This is a genomic window from bacterium (genome assembly GCA_024228115.1).
GTDB lineage: Bacteria > Myxococcota_A > UBA9160 > UBA9160 > UBA6930.
In genome coordinates, this window is record JAAETT010000699.1 from 1 (window position 1) to 18,305 (window position 18,305).

Genomic DNA, 18,305 nt, shown 5'->3' on the forward strand with positions numbered 1-18,305 from the left:
CGGCAGCTTCCCAGCTCGATCGCCAGATCAGACACTACCTCGTGGCTCTCGATCGCGAACTCGACACCGATCCGACCGACACCGATTCGCCGTTCTGACGAGAAACCAGCACTCGCGCGCGACCACGGCTAGATGATCAGACTTCTACGGTTTCTCGTGATCGCCAACACTGGACCAATCGACCTTGCTGTAATGGGCTTCTCCAGTCCGGGAATCGACGCGCCAACCGCCGGCGATCGAGCGATAGACGCTGGAAGCCTCGTCATCCCACAAGCTATGAGCCAAGCGCGGCGCGGCGAGAACGCCCACCGTGAACATCGCCGCCAAGACCAGAAGGACACCCAGGCGCTTGGCGGGGCGCCGTGCGAGCTCGGCCACCTCGGGTGCCTCTTTTGCTCCGATCCAATGCGGCACGAGGGCGATCAGTAGTGCCAGGACGGCCACATCCACCCAGGCGGAGCCCCAGCCGTAGCTGGCCCAGTAGTCCAGGGGCTTGGGGTTCTTGCCAAGCGATAGCGCCTGGGAGACGCCCGAAGTAGACGGCGACTCACCGGTAAGGAGGCCCCAGACCACGAGGCCCAGGATCAATCCAAGGGCGACTCGTACGTGGCCCTGACGGCCCTGCAACACCCCTGTTCCCCCCGGTTGGTACGGGCGCCGATCATACTCATCCGGGGTGAGGGCTCAAGCGTCCGCCCAGCTCCGCGCGGGATCAGTACTTTCCGATCAAGCTGAAATCCATGGCGAGCTGCCCCGTCAGCATGCCAGCGGCGCCGCCACCATTTCTGCCTCGGGTCAGGTTCAACCCGCGGGTTCGGATGAACCACCGAGATAACGCCAAACGCCCCGACCCATGGGTGGGGTGCCGCCGGGAAGCTCTCCCACCAACTCGAAACGCGTGGGGTCATCCAGCAAGGCGAAGACTTCCGGCCGATGCCTGCGGTTGTGGAAGAGACGGCCCGAATTGATGTACAACGCCTTCCCCGTCGAATCGGCCTCCCCCATCAGGGCCATCAACTCCGCGAGCGTGGCCACTTTGAGCATGCGCGGGTCGTAGAGGATCTTTCGATCCGAAAGCCTCGCCGTGAGGATGCGCTCGTTTTCCGGCGCGACCGGATCTTCCACCGGGCGTGTCAGTTCGACCGCCTCCCGAGAAGGCCGGAAGGATCGCTCCCGATGGGCCTCCCGCGCCGGCTCGGTCAGCCATCCGAAACAGACGAGGAAGCCAGCCAGGATGCCAGCCGCCGCCGCCCGGGGCGGAACGAGCTTTCCCAACTGCTGCGCGGTGCCCTCCAGACCGACGGCCAGGAACAGGGCGAGCCCCGGCAGCGCGTAGACCACATACCAGTGATACATGTTGGCTCCTTCCAGCCGCCCCGCGATCGGCGCGAGGAGCGGTGGAAGCAGGAAGACCACGGGAAGCAGCGGGCGTATTCCATTTCCCCGCAGGAGACGGACGATGCCGCCAACGACACCCAAGAGTGTCACGAGGGCTACGGCAACGACGAGAACCGGCGACGCCTGGAACAGGTCCGAGAGTTCGACATGAATCGGATCCAGGCCCTGGGTACTCGGATACCTCCACGGCATGCCAACGAACAGATGGGTCACCGCCTGCTGGACCCAACGCGCGCCGATCGCATGGGTGCCACGCGTGCGCTCCAGGTATTGCCCGAGCTGGGCCAGATTCGGACCCATGAGTTGGAGGAAGGCCATCGCCCCTAGTGCGTTCACGACGAACCAGCGCTTCAACTGCGGAACCAGGGCCGGCGTGCCCCGGTGGCTCCGCCAGATCAAGAGCGCCGCCACGACGTTCATCACCGCCACCTGGAACACCAGGCTCGGAAGTGTCCACAACAACCAGAGCTGCACCGCGCCGTAAGCCAACCAGCTTCGCCAGGCGCCCCGATGCAGCACCTGCAGCAGGAGCAGCAAGCTCCCCACGAGCAACAGCATCGCGATCGTGTAGCCCCTGGCCTCCGAGGCGTACTGAACCCACCACGGATGAATGGCCAGGATGAACGCGGCGAACACACCGGCTTCGAGGTGGCCCACACGCCACGCCAGGAGGGCGACCACCACGAGGGTGCCGAGCCCCGCCAGATAAGCCGGCATTCGCATCGCGGCTTCACTCGCGAAACGTTTCGGCTCACCGGTGAACAGCTGGGAGATGCGAATGCTCGCATGCGCCAGGAGCGAGTGCGCCACGTGATTGTTCGGGCCCGGGTAGAACCTCATGACCTCTCGCGGACCCACGCGCTTCTCTTCGTAGCCGCCCTTCCCGTCCGGCAGCCATTCGCCGTAGATCGACTGGCGAAGGTTCTGGTCCTCGTCTTCGCCGAGGCTCTGCCCGAGCCGCGGCCCGGCCAGGCCCGCGCCCAGAAGGACCGCCAACGTCACGAGGATGGCGAATGCCCGACCGGGCCTCCTGGGCGGCGCAAACGCTGCGACCGTCGATATCGCCACCCCACTTCCCAACCAGCGGCGGACCGTCGCCAACAACACGACCACGCCACCGAGGTTGATCAACGAGAAGACCCAGCCCCAGGTGCGCCAGTAGTCCTTGGGGCGCAGACGCTTGCCCTCGGCAAGGCGCTCGGCAACTCCTTCACGCGGATCGCCCGTCGCGACCAGCACCAGCAGGACGACGAGTGCCACACCCAGAATCACCCGGACCCAGAACAGCACCGGATCCTCCGAACGGGCCCGCGAAGCCGCCAGCTTCCAGCGCGCGAGCGTGCCCTGACGTTCGGTCATCGATTGGACCCAGGCCGATAGTGCAGAACGATGCGGACGCCCCGCGGTTCGAATCCGGGCAAGGTCGCCACCGGCTCGAACAACGCCCGTCGTCCAACCATCTTGACGAGTTGGCGGTGGCGCCGACGTGCCAATTTCGGGCGGCCGTAGTTCACGAACAGATCCTTTCCCTCGGCATCCGCGCGCCGCATGAGGGCCCGGAGCTCGCGGGGGCGGTCGACGGCCACGACACGAGGATCGTAGTAGTCCGGTAGCCGTTCGAAGGACGCCGTGAGCACCGCGTCATTCGCCGGATCGAAGGGGTCGAGCGTCGGACGGGTCAGCAGGACCGATTCCCGAACGGGCTCGAGCGACGTGGCGCGCAATGCCTGGCGAGCGGGTTGGCTGACGAAGGCCAGCAGCCCCAACCAGGCGAGCATCACCACGGCAGCACCCACCTGCCGAATCCGGCCTTCGGGAAGCAGCGTGGCCACTCGGTCCAGGCCCAGGGCGATCAGCCCGATCAGAAGCGGCAAGGCGAAGAGCAGGTACCACGGGTTCAGGAAGTCGCCTCCCCGCATCGCGAGCAGGATCATCAGCGGCCCGGGTAGAAGCAGCACCAGCGCCGTGGTTGCATTTCGCATCCCGCCCAACAGGAGATGCACGGCTCCGAGCAGCATCATGGCAGCAGAGGCGGCGACGAATGTCCAAAAGACGAGAGGCCACTGCAGGGCCACCTCGATCAGCTCATGGTATTCGGGACGCTCGGGCGCCCAGCTCACCCCCGCGACCAGATGCGCCCCGAGACTGACGAACCAGCGCCCACCCATCTCCATCATCTCGCGTTCCACGAAGTTGGAGAAGAGCACCATGTTGCCGAGCATGAGCTGAAGCCAGACGAGCGCACCGAACCCGCACACGACGAACCAACGCGTCCACTGGGTGGGGGCCTCGGCTCGGTCGGCGGTCGTGCGCCACAACAAAGCCATCGCAGCAACGTTCATCACCAGCACGGGCACGGCGGCCAGAGGCAAAGCCCAGAGCATCATGAATTGGGTGACGCCGTAGGCTGCCCAGCGCCCCCACGTGCCGCGCTCGACCGCCCGGAGGAGCAACCAGAGGCCGAGGGGAACGCCTAGCACCATCAGGGAGTAGCCACGCGCCTCGCTCGCATAACGTAGATGCCACGGATGGATCGCCAGGGCCCAGGCCGCCAGGGCACCCGCCCGGGGAGTGCCGATTTCGCGCACCAGCAGTGCGAGAGCGACAACGGCCGCGAGCCCCGCCAGAAACGCCGGAAGGCGTACCGCAGGTTCGCTCACCATGCGGGTGGAGGGACGGTCGATCAGGCGCCACGCACCGAGAGAGAGCCGAGACAACACACTGAATCCGACGTGGTTGCTGGGCTTGCGGTAGTCGAAGAACGTATCCCGCCACTTGACCCGCTCGAATTCGATCTCGCCCTCAGCCGATTTTACGTAGCGGCCATCGATGGCGCGATACACGGTCCACTCTTCGTCCCCCCACAAGCTGTCGTCGAGCCGCGGTGCCGCAAGAAAGGCCGTTGCAAGAACTGCCCCCGCTACCACGGGCGCAAACCAGCGAGGTGTCGTGCGTCCTCGGCGCGCAGGCGCCAGAGAGACAGTGGCCCCGAGCCAACGGCGGTGAGTCGCGAGTAGACAACCCAAGACCGCCGCGTTCACGGCGGCCATCCACCACCCGTAGGTGATGGAGTAGTCGATCGGACGGATTGGATCCCCGTTGCGCACCCGCTTGGCGATGCCATCGTTCCAGGGGTTGTCACCCGTCACCAGGTGGACGATCACCGCTACGAGCAACAGCAGGAGCACCGCTCGCACGCGGCGCTCCCTGGAATCGACGATGTGGTCGCCGCGAATCCAAGCCAGGGCACGGGTTGCCCGTCGTCCGCTCTCCCCCAAGACCCAGCTGCTCCTCACTGCAGCGGGCGCACCCCTCCACGAGCCGCCCCAGCCGCGGCACAGGGTAACGAAACGACATCCGAGAGAACCCCGGGGCCCCCTGGCACGGTTGAGGAGCCGCCCAGCCTCAGTATCCTGTGCCCGCTTCTGGGCCTTTCGTTGAAGGGGGTGGGCATGCTGCGAGCCCGTTGGAATCGGGTCGGGCGTGAGAATCGGGTCCGGATCGGGCTCGGCCTGGTCTTGGTACTCGTGCTGGCGGTCATCCTCGGCATGGAGAATCCGTTCGAGGCGGGGATCGGCATCCGAGAAGCCGAGGGACGAAAGCCCAAACCCCTGGACTGGTGGGCGAGCTACGGCTGGCCTTTCGCCGTCGCAAGTGCGGTCTTCCTGCTTGCGCTGCTGGCCAGCGTACCCCGCTGGCTGGGGCGAGCTGAAGCGGACGTACGAGAATCCTTCGTGCCGCCCGCATTCTCACGGGTTGGCGTCGCACTCGTATTGCTCGCCATGCTCGTCGCAGGAGGGCTCGCCATTCCGCGGCTCTCCATGAGCTTCTGGGATGACGAAGCCTACACGGTGGGCAACCACATCGTCGGACGCTGGAAGATCGATGAGCGCGACGGAAGCTACGAGTTCAAACGCCTCAAGTGGCCGGACGCGTTCTTCGCCTACTCCACCGCGAACAACCACGTGGGCTTCACCATCCTCTCGCGGCTCACCTCGCGAATCGCCTGGTCGGGGGGCAAGCCCGACGATCGAATGATCGCCGAAGGCGCCGTCCGGGCGCCGGCCTTCGCAGCCGGTGTCCTCTCGATCGGCGCCCTCGCCTGGCTGTTGTGGCGGGCGGGTTTCGGAACGGCCGGCGTACTGGCGGCCTGGCTACTGGCGTTGCATCCCTGGCTTCTCCGCTACCTGGCCGAGGCACGGGGTTATGCCATGGCCATGCTGCTCGGAAGCGTCGTCTTCGCCTGCGGCCTCGGCGTGCTCCGGCGGGGAACATGGCGGCGCTGGATCGCGCTCGGCGCAGCTCAGGCCGCGCTGATCTGGACCTACCCGATCTGCGTCTACCACGTCGCGGTGATGAACCTGGGGATCGGCGCGACCCTCATCGCCCTCCGGCGCGAGGACGGTGCAGCGGAACAGCTCGCCCGCTGGCTCCTCACGAACCTCGCCAGTGGCCTCTTCTGGCTCAGCGTGATGGGCCCGAACCTTCCGCAGCTGGCGAACTACATCGCGGGGTCGACCACCGCCAAGGTGTGGGTCACCCGGGCCTTCCTCGAGGACATCGCGGCACACCTCGCGGCGGGAAGCGACTGGAGACATGGCGGCTGGCCCGTCTACCCGGAGCTCGGCGCCGTGGCGGACCTCCACCCACTTCTCGTCTGGACAGCGGTCGCGGGATTGCTGGCGTTGTTGGCCGCCGGGGCCATCCGCCTGTTTCGCGCCGGAGGCAACGCCCGCTTGCTCGCCTTCGCGCTGCTCCTCCCGGGGCCGTTGGCTCTCCTGCAGCTCTGGGTGACGAACGCGCGGGCGTACACCTGGTACTTCGTGATCTTCCTCCCTGGCTTGATCGCGCTGGTGGCTCTGGGTGCCACATGGACAGCGGATCGACTGGGTCGCGGCCAGCGCGGCCTTGCGATCGGCGCCCTGCTGACGGCCTTCGCACTCGCATGCGTCGCATTGTTAGGCGAACCCGCCCGCGACACCCTTCGCGAGCGTTCCTGGTTCCCGATCCGCGAATCCGTCGAGGCAACCCGCTCCAACCTCGACCCCAATGCCGCGGAAAACCTCGAAATCCTGACCGTCTCCTGGAGCTCTCCGCCCTACCACTACGACCCGCTGCATCGCTGGGTCCGCAATCTCGACGAACTCCAGAAACTGATGGACGAGGCGGACACCACGGGCAAGGCGCTCTTCGTCAACCTCGGCCGCCTGAAACTCGCGGAACGCAAGCTGCCCGGCGGAATCGCATTTCTGCGAGACGAATTGCTCTTCGAACAGGTCGCCGAGTTTCCGGGTTTCACCCCGATTCGCAGCCGGTGGGTCTGGCGCTACCGTGGCGGGGCCGCACAGGAGCGACGGGGCGGCGCCAACGAGTAGCGGACTCGAGTGCAGCACCCAGGAGTCCAGAGCTCTGTCGGATCAGGCCTCGAGATTCGGCAGTTGATTCGATTCGTCGGCGTTCCCGAACTCCGCGACCTTGCGGTCGGTCCTCGCATCGAGGCGGCCCACGGCAGCAAGGATGGCGGTCGCGCCGATCCAGCGGAAAGGCTCGACCGGCCAACTCCATACCTTGCGTTCGAACGGCGCCGTCAGGTCGTCTCGCGCACCCCGTACGCGCGCGGCGAGCATCGCGCCGAGGAACGTCCCCTGTGCGATGCCGTGTCCCGAATAGCCGATGGCATGAAAGACGTTCCCGTGTGGGCCGCTCGTCCCGAGCAGGGGCAGCGTGTCCGTCGTGAAGGCGACCCAGCCGCCCCAGCGTGCGGCGATGCGAGTGGAGGCGAGCATCGGGAAACGTGCACGCAGTGCCCGCTCGAGCACAGCGAACTGCGCCGCGTCGTTGCTCGTAGAGAGCGTGCTGTTCCACGCGTAGCGGACCACCCGCGTTCCAACGGCAATCCCGCCCCGTGGCGTCCAGCGGTAGCTCTCGGGGATCATGTGCGTGGTCGAGATCCCCTCCTGCTCCTTCCAGCCGATGGCGCTTCGCTCGTCCGGAGAAAGGGGCTCCGTCTCCACACAGCAGACGCGCAGCGGAACGAGCTTACGGCCGAGGCGGCCGAGTGATGATGTGAACGCGTTGGTAGCGAGCACGAGCGCGTCAGCCGTGACGCTGCCTCTCTCGGTTTCGATGCGCACAGGTGCTCCATCTTCGATGCGACTCACGCAGGTTCGCTCGAAGACCCGCACCGAGGCCCCCAGGGCAGCATCGTAGAGTCCGCGCAGGTATTTGCCCGGATCGAGCACTCCCCCGGGTTCGTGGAGCAGACCGCAGCGAAAGGCAGCGGGAATCCCGCGCTCACGCAACTCAGCGCTGGAGAGAAATGCCACGCGGGCTCCAAGCGCATGCCGGGCGGCAGCCTCAGCCTCCAGATCCCGATCGTGGCCGGGATGCACGGAGGCCTTCATGTTCCCGTTGGCAACGTAGTCGGCATCGATACCGAGCGTCCGCATTTGCCGCTCCGTGTACGCCACCGCTTCGTCGGAGAAGCGGAAGAGACTGCGGGCGCCAGCCTCCCCAAGCGAGCGCACGAGCACCTTCGCCGGGTTCCCGACGGTCGTCGAAAGGTGGCCAGAGTTGCGTCCGCTTGCGCCCGCACCCGCGTAATCCTGCTCGAGGACCACCACGTCAACTCCGGCCTCGCGCAGGGCCAGTGCGGTCGAGAGCCCGGTATAACCGGCACCAATGATGGCGACGTCTGCATGAAGATCGCCTTCGAGCGAGGGCGCTGTCTCCGCGGGCTCCGAGAGCCAGGGATTGGACGCGAGGGAGTTGACCACGAACGGGAGTATCAGCCGCTTTGCAACCGGGTCAAGGAACTCGCGGTGACGTCTTGGCAAGCGCCGCCGGGAAGAAACCGAGTGGTAGGCCGCCTGGGACTCGAACCCAGAACCAAGGGGTTAAAAGCCCCCTGCTCTGCCAATTGAGCTAACGGCCCGGAATCCGGACAGGTCTGGAATTACCAACAGGCCACTGACCTGTCGATACTTTGGATTTTCGCCTCGGTCTTCATTTTCGTGTTGATTTTCGCTTTTTCTTCGACTAGAGTGTTTTGCATGCCACCCCCAACCCCGTCGCGGTCGAGTCTGACGCTGTGGAGAGTTGGACGAGACCGAGGCGGGGCCGACCGTTCGTTGGATGGTGAGCGTCGTTGCGATCCACCTCCCTTCCGGAAGCGAGATGCGCCGGAAGGATCGGGCAGAAGTCCTTGATCGGACCCTGCTCACACAGGATGGACCGACCCGGTCGTGCAACCGGGGCGCTCGAGCCTGTACCAGGTTTCGAGCCTTGGACGCTCACCACCCGCGTCGGCGGTGGCCGTCGAGCGGTGGCCACAGAAGTAAGGAATCCGCGTTCCGGCGCTCTACGCCGAGAACAGATCCTTGCGGTCGATCGTCTGGTCTCGACCCGGCCCGATCGAGACGACGTCCACCGGGACATCGACCCAGGCCTCGATCTGCTCGAGGTAGCGACGGGCGTTGTCCGGCAGTTCCTCGTACTCGCGCATGGCCGTTAGATCCTCGGTCCAGCCCGGCAGGATCTCGTACACCGGCTCGGCGCGCGCCAGCTCTTCGAGGGTCATCGGGAAGTCTTCCGTGAGCTTGCCGTCGATCTTCCAGGCTCGTGCGACCGGGATCTCATCCAGACCCGACAGGATGTCGAGCTTGTTCACGGCCAACGAGGTGAAGCCGTTGACGATCGCTGCCTCGCGGAGTGCGACCATGTCGAGCCAGCCACAACGCCGACGTCGGCCCGTCGTTGCGCCGAACTCGTGGCCCTTCTCGCCGAGCCATTGGCCTCCCGGCCCCTCGTCTTCCGTGGGGAACGGGCCGCCGCCTACGCGCGTGGTGTAGGCCTTGGTAATGCCGAGCACCCGGTCGATGTTGGTGGGGCCAACACCTGCACCGGCGCAGACCGCTCCCGCAACACAATTCGAGGAGGTGACGAACGGATACGTGCCGTGGTCGATATCGAGGAACGTCCCCTGGGCGCCCTCGAACAACACGTTCTTGCCGTCCCGAAGCGCGCGATCGAGGATCCGGCCCGTGTGGTCCACGTAGGGCTCGAGCTTCTTGCCGAGCGCGACGAGTTCCTCGAACACCGTATCGACATCGACCGGCGGCCAACCGTGCACCTGGGTCAGCTCGAAGTTCTTTTCCTTGGCCGAGCGCTCGAGTGCGGCCCGCAGGGCCTCGGGCATCAGCAGATCCGCCATGCGGATGCCGCGCCGGGCGACCTTGTCCTCGTAGCAAGGGCCGATCCCGCGGCCAGTCGTGCCGATCGCAGCTTCGGCACGCGCCTCGTCTCGCGCCTTGTCGAGAGAGACATGCCAATCGACGATCACGTGCGCACGCCCGGAAACCCGGACCCGCGAGGGATCCTTGAGCGCCCCGGAGGCGCGAACCTCCTCCAACTCGTGGACCAGCACGGCGGGATCAACCACGACGCCGGGGCCGATCAGGTTCCGCGTATTCGGCTGCAGGATTCCCGAAGGAACGAGATGGAGAACCGTCTTCACGCCATCCACGATCAGGGTGTGGCCCGCGTTGTTCCCGCCCTGGAAGCGCACGACGAGTTCGGCGGATAGCGCCAGGCTGTCGACCAGCTTGCCCTTCCCTTCATCGCCCCACTGGGCGCCCACGGCGACCAGCGCGGTCATGCTCCGAGCTCCACGAGTTGCGCGGTGATCATGTGGGGCAGGTTTCGCAGCTGCTCCATGACTTCGTCGCTGGGTGCGGGATCGACGTTCACGAGCATGGCGGCCTCCGCTCGCTCAGGAACCAGAGCAAGCTGCATACGCGAAATATTCAGGCCGGCATCCCCAAGACAGGCGCCGACCGCCCCGACCACACCGGGTTGGTCGTGATTCTGCAGAAGGATGGTCGAGCCCTCGGGGATCGCTTCGAGCATGAAATCATCGATGCGCACGATGCGAGGTTGGCCGCCATGGAAGAGCGCACCGGCGATCAGACGATCGGTGCAGCCCCGCACACGGGTGGTGATCGCGCTGGCGAAATCCATCGGCCGGCTGGACTTGGTTTCCACGACGCGAATGCCGCGCTCCTGGGCGACGACGGGCGCATTCACCATGTTCACCCTCTCGCTCACCGATTCGAGCAGGCCTTTCAGCACGGCAATCGTGATCGGTGCAACGCGCAGATCGGCCACCTCACCGGCAAACTCGATCTCGATTTCTTCGATCGCACCGGGGCAGAGCTGCCCCTGGAAGCGGCCGAGCTTCTCGCCCAGGACGAGGTAGGGCCGCACCTGCTCGAGCAGCTCCGGCGAAATCGACGGCACGTTGACCGCATTGCGCACGCTGCCGCCCTGCAGGATGTCACGCACCTGCTCGGCCACGGCCACCGAGACGTTCAGCTGGGCCTGATCGGTGGAGGCACCGAGGTGAGGCGTGCAGATCACGTTCGGGTGGGCGAGCAGCGGATGGTCGGCCGGCGGCGGCTCTTCCACGAAGACATCGAGGCCAGCGCCTCCGACCCGCCCGTCGTCGAGCGCCGCCAACAAGGCGTCCTCGTCCACGATGCCGCCCCGCGCCGCGTTGATCACCAGCAATCCCGGCTTCGCCTTGGAGAAGGCCCCATCGCCGAGCAGCCCGGTCGTCTCCTTGGTGCGCGGAACGTGGACCGACACGGCATCGGCACGCTCGAGCAGCTCGTCGACGGTGACGAGTTCCACATCCATCTTCGCGGCCACTTCGGCGCTGATGTGAGGGTCGGCCGCGATCACGCGCATGCCGAGCCCGCGGGCCCGATCGGCCACGATGTGTCCGATGTTGCCGAGGCCGATCACGCCGAGCACACGGTGGAAGAGTTCCATGCCCTGGAATTTCTTCTTCTCCCAGAGCCCCTCTTTCATCGAGGCGGTGGCCTGGGGAATGTGCCGGGCCAGCGAAACGAGCAATGCGATGGCGTGCTCCGCCGTGGTGATGTTGTTGCCCTCGGGCGTGTTGACCACGACGATCCCGCGCTGGGTTGCGGCAGCGACATCCACGTTGTCCACGCCGATTCCAGCCCGGCCAATGACCTTCAGCTTGTCGGCAGCCTCGATGACATCGGCGGTCACCTTGGTGCCACTACGGATCACCAGCCCCTCGGCCCCGGCAATGGCTTCGAGCAGATCGCCGGGAGTCATCCCGGGGACGTTGACGACCTCGAGGCCAGAAGCTTGCTCCAGGACCTCCAGGCCTTGGGGCGCAAGCGCATCGGTCACCAGAACGCGGGGCACGGCCTCTCCTCGACTTCTCGAATGGGGGTTCGGGCATGTCAGCCCGCAGGGGTCCCAGGGGGTCGCTCACGAGCCGAACAGCTCTTCCGCACATGGCAGGCAGGGCGGCGCGAGGCCGCCCTGAGCCCCAGCAACCAAGGGTGGCCAACGGGCCGAGGGGTGTCAACGAGCGGGGGCTTGCCTACCGTCCGGCGGCCATGGCCGCGCCCCGGCTCACCGACCCCCTGCCGATTCACCCCCGCGGCCCGCTCCAGGGCCAGCTGCGGCCGCCTGGCTCCAGGAGCATCACCAACCGCGCCCTGGTCGCGGCGGCGCTCTCCGACGGGCCCAGCCGGCTCGAGGGAGCCAGCGAGAGCGATGACACCCTGGCCATGGCCAGAGGCCTGGAGGCGCTGGGGATCGACGTGGTCCGGGGCCCGGAGGCCTGGGCCGTAGCGGGCCAGAGCGGCACCCTCGTGGCGGCTGGCCAGCTCGACGTGGGTGCGTCGGGTACGACCGCCCGCTTCCTGACGGCGATCGCCACCCTGGCGGAGGGTGCGTCGATTCTCGACGGCGTCCCGCGTATGCGAGCGCGTCCCATTCGTGAGCTCGTCCAGGCCCTGGGGGCACTCGGCGCGCGGGTGGAGATCCTCGGGACCGATGGCTGCCCGCCGCTGCGCATCGCCGGGGGAGGGCTGCCCGGCGGCCATGCGATCATCGATGCGCGCCGCTCCAGCCAATTCGTCTCGGGTCTGCTGCTTGCGGCGCCCTGTGCGAAGACGGACGTCGAGCTGACCCTCGCCGAGGGCGAACTCGTCTCGCGCCCGTTCGTAGAGCTGACCCTCGAGGTGATGCGGGCCTTCGGTGCAGAGGTGGAATGGCGCGACGACGCCACGCTCGCAGTCGCCGCGAAGGGCTACCGGGCCCGCAGCTACCGCGTCGAGCCGGATGCCCAATCCGCGGTGTACCCGTTCTGCGCAGCGGCCATCGCCGGCGGCGAAATCAGCGTGGACGGGATTCCCGATCACTCCAGCCAGACCGACCTGCGCCTCCTCGACGTGCTCGAGGCGATGGGTTGTACGGTCGAGCGTCAGCCGAATGCCATCGTCGTCCGGCGCCCACCGGAACGCCCGCTGCGAGGCGTCGAGGTGGACGGCAACGCGTTTCCCGACGCGATTCTCGCTCTGGCCGTGGTGGCCTTGTTCGCGGAAGGTCCCACCACGGTAACCGGCCTCGGGCATCTGCCATTGAAAGAGACGGATCGGCTCGCCGCGCTGCGCACGGAACTCCGCCGGCTCGGCGCCAACGCCGAAACCGGTCCGGATTGGCTACGCGTGGATCCCGCCCCTCTTCACGGAGCCGCCATCGAGACCTATGACGACCACCGCATGGCCATGTCCTTTGCCCTGGCCGGCCTGCGCGTCCCAGGCGTCGAGATCCGCGATCCAGGCTGCGTCTCCAAGACCTGGCCGGATTTCTTCGCTGCCCTGGAGCGATTGTGATTGCACCGGGCCGGCGCCCTGGACGAACCGTCGTTGGATCGGGCCCGTGCCCCGGACGGACCGCCGTTGGATCGGGCCCGGCGCTCCCGGTGTCTTTCCAACGCATGCCGGGCACGAAACGAAAGAGCCACCACCGACGTATCGAGGAACGGACGGGGCCCAGAAGTTGAGCAGCGAAGGACAGGCCGAAGCGAGCGACGCCCGAGAGGCGGGCGTTCGCGTAGAAGCGCGTGGGCTCTCTCGCCACTTCGGCACCCACGTGGCCCTCGAAACGTTGGATCTGCGAATCGAAAGAGGCGAGGCGTTTGGGCTGCTCGGCGCGAACGGTGCCGGCAAGACGACCTTCATCCGCCTCGTCACGGGAGTCTTGTTGCCCTCCTCGGGCCAGCTCCTGGTCGATGGGTTTTCGCCAGCCACCCAGCCCTCCGAGGTTCGACGACGCCTGGGGTATGTCGCGGAGACTTCCCGCATCTATCCGGATCTACGCGTGCGCTCCTTTCTCCGCTTCGCGGGCGGGGCCCGGAATCTCGTGGGTTCCGAGTTGGAGGCGGCCGTCGAACAGGTGATCGACCGCTTTCATCTCGAAGAGGTGGCCGGGCGCTGGATCGGCCAGCTCTCGAAGGGCTTTCAACAACGCGTTTCCCTGGCGCAGGCCTTCCTTCACGACCCGCCGCTCCTGATCGTCGACGAGCCGACCAGCGGGCTGGATCCGCTCCAGCAGGAAGAAGTGCGCGAGGTCCTCCGATCCCTCCACGGAAACCACACGCTCATCCTCTGCACCCATGACCTGACCGAAGCCCGGGAGCTGACCGAGCGCGCGGCCGTCCTGCACAAGGGCCGCCTCGTCACCGAAGGGCCGACCCAGAAAGTGCTCGGCGGAAACGATCCGCTGGCACTTTTCCGAGGCGAAGCCGCATGACGAGGATCAGCGCGCTCATGAAGAAGGAACTGGCGGTGCTCTTCGGCTCGCCGTTGGCCTATCTCGTACTCACGCTCATCGTGCTCGTCGCCGGGTTGATCTTCTTCGACCACCTGCGCGCGTACAACCAGATCCTCTTCCTCTTCCAATCCTCGACCATGGGTGGCTTCGAGACGGATACGATCCCGGATCACGTGAACCTGCGGGATACAGTCTTCTTCCCGGTCATGGAGAACCTGGGGCTCACCCTGATCGCCGTGATTCCGATGATCACGATGCGCGTGTTCGCGGAAGAACGCTCGCGCGGCACCGACGAACTGCTGGTCACGACCCGGCTCTCACCGAACGAGATCGTGCTCGGAAAATTCGCGGTGACCTACTTCTTCGTCATCATCGCGATGCTGGCCAGCTTCGTGTATCCGGCAATGGCCATCCTTCAGGGCGGTGTCGGCTTGCAGCATCTGCTGGCGGTATTCACCGGGTTGACGCTGCTGGCGCTCGCGCTGGCTTCGATCGGTCTGGTCTGTTCCGCATGGACATCGAGCCAGCTGATCGCCGTCGTTGCCTCCTGGGCGATCGGTTACGTGCTCTGGGATTGGAGCTGGCTCACGCCCTTCCTGCGGGAAACCGAGTCGCTCGCTCGTTTCTTCGACGGGATCTCGATGCACCCACGCTATTCGACCTTCGCCGAGGGCATCGTCAATCTCGCGAACCTCGCGTACTTCTTCGGCGCATCCATCGTCGCCTATGCCCTCGCGCGCTCCGCTCTGGACTGGAAGCGAATCGCAGGATGAGTCGCGGCGTCATCCTTTGCGGCCTGGTGATGTTGGCCTTTGGCGCGGCGGCTCTCTCCGGCAGTAGCGAGAGCACCTGGTTCAGCCAGCTGAACCTCTTCGGTGGCGCCCTGCTGCTTGCGGGTGCATTCGTGCACGCCATCTTTCGCGTGCGGACGGCGAGCGCACCGGCCTTCCGGCGGCCCACACTCATCGTCGTCGGCCGTGTGATCCTGGCGTTCGTCGCAGCCTTCGCCATCGAGAGGGCTGCCAATTGGAGTAGCGTCCAACTCGATTGGAGTTTCGAGAACAAATACGAAGTGGCGGAGGCGCTGCAGGTTGCGCTCGACGATCTCTGCGAGGATTTCGAGCTGACAGCCAGGCTCTACTTCGACGCCCAGGATCCGCGCATCCGCTCCACCCGCGTGTTGCTGCGCACCCTCGGCAGCCAGAGTTGCCTCGAGTTCGACGAACGCAACATCGACGACCACCCGGAGGACGAGGACCGCTATGCGATCGGCTCGTCGAACACCGTCGTACTCGTCGTGCGGCAGGACGGGAAGGAACGCTATGAGACGGTCGAGCGGCCGACCCAGGGCGCCCTCTTCGAGGCGCTCTTCCGCTTGCGCCAACTCCAGAGCGGTACCGTCTATGTGGCGCGCGGAGCCGGCGAGGGCGATTTCAGCGACATGGGCGAAACGGGCTATTCGGGACTGACCGCGGCGCTGCGGACCGAGGGCTATGCGATCAAGCAGTTCGTGAGTGCCGCCGCCCGGGAGATCCCCGCCGACGCGGACGTCGTGATATGGGTTCGCCCGGAGCGAGGCCTCCCCGAACAAGCCCTGGCCGCGTTGCGCCGCTACCTCCGGAACGGCGGCCGCCTGGTGGCGATGCTCGAGCCCGGTGTCGAAGGTGGCCTGGAACCGGTGCTGGCGGAGTGGGGGCTCGAATCGATCCCGGGCGTCGTGGTCGACCCGGCTTCTGGCGAACTCGAAGGCGTACCGAAAGGTCTGGCACCCCTCGTCTATCGCTACAGCTCGTCTCACCCGGTCGGTCGCGGCCTCGGCGGCAATCGGATGACCTTCTTCAAGGGCGTGGGCAGCTTCCATCTGCGCAAACCCGAGATCGGGGATCGGATCCGAGGCATCGCCTTCGCGAGCCCGCGCTCCTGGATCACGCCGGACGTGGAGGCGCTGCGCCATGACCAGGCTCCGCCCGAGCCGGATGGCGTCAACCGCGACTACTGGCCCCTGGTCGTCGCCGGGAGCTACGAGAGGGAGGCCGGGCAAACCCGAATCGTCGCCTTCGGCGACGCCGACATCGCCTCCAACCACTACCTGCGCGCCCTCTACAATCTCGATCTCGTCGTGAACGCCGTCCACTGGGCCGCCGAGCAGACACCCCGCCTGACGATCCGCCCGAAGGAAGGCATCTCGGGAAAGATGCAATTTCCCCTCGCGCTGCAGAACACACTCACCATGTACCAGAGCCTCGGCCTGCTTCTCCCGGAGCTGCTGCTCCTCACGGCCGCGCTCCTCTGGGCCCGCACCCGCTAGACGCAGGCGCGGGGGCGCTCAGCCTCCCATGGGATCGAGGGCGATGACGTCGTCCCGGAGGAGATCTTCGGAGAGGACCGATTCGTCTTCGTGGAGGATCTCGGCTTCGATGCGGGAGATCAGGGAGAGGGTCTCGCGGGCAAGGCGCGCGAGTGCGTTGTGGGGATCGCGGAGGTCCTCGACGAAACCGAGCAGGAGGCGACGCTGCTCCCGGTGCTCTTCGAGAACCAGCTCTGCGCGTTCATTTCCCCAGGCATCGATGGTTCGAAGCAGCGGAACGAGCTGCACTTCCTCCATATCGAGGTGGCGAAAGAAACGTTCGGCGAAGAGCTCGGCTTCGCGCAACAGCTCTGCGCCGCGGCTCGGGTCTCCCGTTGCCGCCCACTCCGCCGCGGCCCGGAGGTCCCGAAGCCGGAGACGCAGACGGGCGTGATCCTCGAGAACCAGACGACGCACTTCACTCGGTCGCAGCTCCACGGGCGGGTCTCCTTTCCCGGTCATTTCGAATGGCTCCCACCGGCGACCCGGACGAGTTCCGCGCAGGCATCTTCGGTCGCCAGGACGAGTTCATGGAGATCCGGGAAGCCTTCCCAATCGGCGTTGAATCCCCAGGTCAGGCCGTGCAGGCCGTAGACCAACGAGATACTGAGAGCCAGGCCATGGGTCACGGGCTCGAGGGAGATCGTCTGCTCGAGAAGCGAATCGAGCAGATACCTGGGCTCGGAGCTGGCGTGCTCGGTCGCGATCACCAGGCTGAAAGGATGGCGGCTTCGCAGTATGCGGGTGGCCAGGGAGAAGATCGCTCCCGGAACCTGTGCCCCGAACTCCGCCAGCAGACCGGCGCCTCTCGCCTGCTCGTGGGCTTTCTCGCTGCGCGAGCGCAGACGGATCTCCTCCAGGCGTCGGGCCGGATCCGCTTCTTCCAGAGGCAGCTCCAGGATCCAGGCCAGTTCTCCCTTGCGTGCGGCCACCGAGGACGGATCCAGCGGAACCAGGGCCCGAAGATCCAAGCCGCCTAACGTGATTCCACGCGTGTCCTCCAGGAATCGCGCCAGCGCCCCCGCAGCAACGGTGAGTGCAATCTCCTCGACCGTCGCGCCGAAGCGTCGCACCACGACATCGATGGCCTCCGCGTCCATGCGGGTCCAATCCGTGCGGCGCAGCGAGCCGACGTCGCCGTTGAAGGGACTGTCGGATCCGGCGTGAAGGCCGCTGGCGACCGCCTGCCCCATGGCCCGCACCTTCTCGCCAAGACCCTGCGCGCCCTCCTCGGGCGCGACCCATTGACGAAGCCGATCCCACCAGTCCGCCGGCAGCTGGGCCAGTTCCTGAAGCTCATCGACGGCCAGCTCGATGCGGCTTGGCTGAGGATGCGGACGCCAGTGGGCGGGCGGTCCGGCCTTGTCCGAAGGCTCGTCGGTGAGCAACGCATGGGGCAGACCCCGGCGCTGCTCCGGATCATCGAGACAGGCGTGCACCTTGGTGACGAGGGCAATCCGCTCACCCTCCAATCCCTCGATCACGCATAGCTCCCACAGAGGACGAGCCCGATCGAGAGGGGTGGCCGCCATGCGCCCGATCAGCCGTTTGAGCTGACGCTCGCCACCCGGGCGGGGTAGACGCAGGTGACGCACATGGAAGTCGAGATCGATGTCTTCCGCGTCCACCCAGATCGGCCGGCTCTCGAGGGGCAGCTCTGCCAGAACGCGCCGGTATCGATGCAAATCGCCAATGCGCGCCGCCACCCGCTCGCGAACCCGGTCCACGGCTGCCCGGCCGGAATCATCGGAGAGCCCCGCGGCGGGGAAGAGTTGGACGCGCACTACATGAAGCGGCGAATCCGGACGTTCGAGATTGAGGAACCCCAGCTCCCGGGAGTTCAAATGCTCGTAGTCCGCGTACATGAAAGCCTCCTTCCCTACGCCCTGAGAGACGAGCA

Annotated in this window: 13 protein-coding genes and 1 tRNA gene; 5 read left to right on the plus strand and 9 right to left on the minus strand. The window is 66.3% G+C overall.

Annotated features, from left to right (window positions below):
• Positions 1-144: 144 nt before the first annotated feature.
• The 3 genes from GY937_28930 to GY937_28940 form a co-directional block, all read right to left on the minus strand.
• Positions 145-630: a hypothetical protein gene (locus tag GY937_28930; GenBank protein MCP5060740.1), complete on the minus strand. Its 486-nt coding sequence runs from the start codon at positions 628-630 to the stop codon at positions 145-147.
• Positions 631-801: 171 nt separating this feature from the next.
• A complete protein-coding gene (locus GY937_28935; protein MCP5060741.1) occupies positions 802-2,757 on the minus strand; it encodes a hypothetical protein in 1,956 nt (651 codons plus the stop codon).
• Positions 2,754-4,676, minus strand: a complete 1,923-nt coding sequence (locus GY937_28940; protein MCP5060742.1) for a hypothetical protein — start codon at positions 4,674-4,676, stop codon at positions 2,754-2,756. Before GY937_28940 ends, GY937_28935 begins: the two co-directional genes overlap by 4 nt.
• Before the next feature lie 174 nt (positions 4,677-4,850).
• On the opposite strand from GY937_28940, the gene GY937_28945 reads away from it, so the two are divergent.
• Positions 4,851-6,773, plus strand: a complete 1,923-nt coding sequence (locus GY937_28945; GenBank protein MCP5060743.1) for a hypothetical protein — start codon at positions 4,851-4,853, stop codon at positions 6,771-6,773.
• A 42-nt stretch (positions 6,774-6,815) separates the two neighbouring features.
• Here GY937_28945 and GY937_28950 read toward each other — a convergent pair whose 3' ends face one another.
• The 4 genes from GY937_28950 to GY937_28965 all read right to left on the minus strand — a co-directional run bounded on the left by GY937_28950 (position 6,816) and on the right by GY937_28965 (position 11,637).
• On the minus strand, positions 6,816-8,174 hold the full coding sequence (locus tag GY937_28950; protein MCP5060744.1) for an FAD-dependent oxidoreductase: 1,359 nt from the start codon (positions 8,172-8,174) through the stop codon (positions 6,816-6,818).
• An 82-nt stretch (positions 8,175-8,256) separates the two neighbouring features.
• Positions 8,257-8,332 (minus strand) — tRNA-Lys (locus GY937_28955).
• Positions 8,333-8,758: 426 nt separating this feature from the next.
• A complete protein-coding gene (locus GY937_28960; protein MCP5060745.1) occupies positions 8,759-10,054 on the minus strand; it encodes an adenylosuccinate synthase in 1,296 nt (431 codons plus the stop codon).
• Positions 10,051-11,637, minus strand: a complete 1,587-nt coding sequence (locus tag GY937_28965; protein ID MCP5060746.1) for a phosphoglycerate dehydrogenase — start codon at positions 11,635-11,637, stop codon at positions 10,051-10,053. Before GY937_28965 ends, GY937_28960 begins: the two co-directional genes overlap by 4 nt.
• Before the next feature lie 197 nt (positions 11,638-11,834).
• Here GY937_28965 and aroA point away from each other — a divergent pair, with 197 nt between their 5' ends.
• The 4 genes from aroA to GY937_28985 all read left to right on the plus strand — a co-directional run bounded on the left by aroA (position 11,835) and on the right by GY937_28985 (position 16,366).
• Positions 11,835-13,118, plus strand: coding sequence for a 3-phosphoshikimate 1-carboxyvinyltransferase (gene aroA, locus GY937_28970; GenBank protein ID MCP5060747.1), 1,284 nt, complete (start codon positions 11,835-11,837; stop codon positions 13,116-13,118).
• A gap of 166 nt (positions 13,119-13,284) precedes the next feature.
• The gene (locus GY937_28975) at positions 13,285-14,037 is read left to right on the plus strand and encodes an ABC transporter ATP-binding protein (GenBank protein ID MCP5060748.1); all 753 of its coding nucleotides are present in this window, start codon (positions 13,285-13,287) and stop codon (positions 14,035-14,037) included.
• Positions 14,034-14,831 carry an ABC transporter permease gene (locus GY937_28980; GenBank protein MCP5060749.1) on the plus strand — a complete coding sequence of 266 codons (798 nt, stop codon included), beginning with the start codon at positions 14,034-14,036 and terminating at the stop codon, positions 14,829-14,831. The genes GY937_28975 and GY937_28980 overlap by 4 nt, the downstream gene beginning before the upstream one ends.
• On the plus strand, positions 14,828-16,366 hold the full coding sequence (locus GY937_28985) for a hypothetical protein (protein ID MCP5060750.1): 1,539 nt from the start codon (positions 14,828-14,830) through the stop codon (positions 16,364-16,366). Before GY937_28980 ends, GY937_28985 begins: the two co-directional genes overlap by 4 nt.
• 18 nt (positions 16,367-16,384) lie before the next feature.
• Here GY937_28985 and GY937_28990 read toward each other — a convergent pair whose 3' ends face one another.
• Both GY937_28990 and GY937_28995 read right to left on the minus strand, forming a co-directional pair.
• On the minus strand, positions 16,385-16,843 hold the full coding sequence (locus GY937_28990; GenBank protein MCP5060751.1) for a hypothetical protein: 459 nt from the start codon (positions 16,841-16,843) through the stop codon (positions 16,385-16,387).
• 20 nt (positions 16,844-16,863) lie between these two features.
• Complete coding sequence (locus GY937_28995; protein ID MCP5060752.1) at positions 16,864-18,270, minus strand: DUF1298 domain-containing protein; 1,407 nt, start codon at positions 18,268-18,270, stop codon at positions 16,864-16,866.
• Positions 18,271-18,305 lie beyond the last annotated feature (35 nt).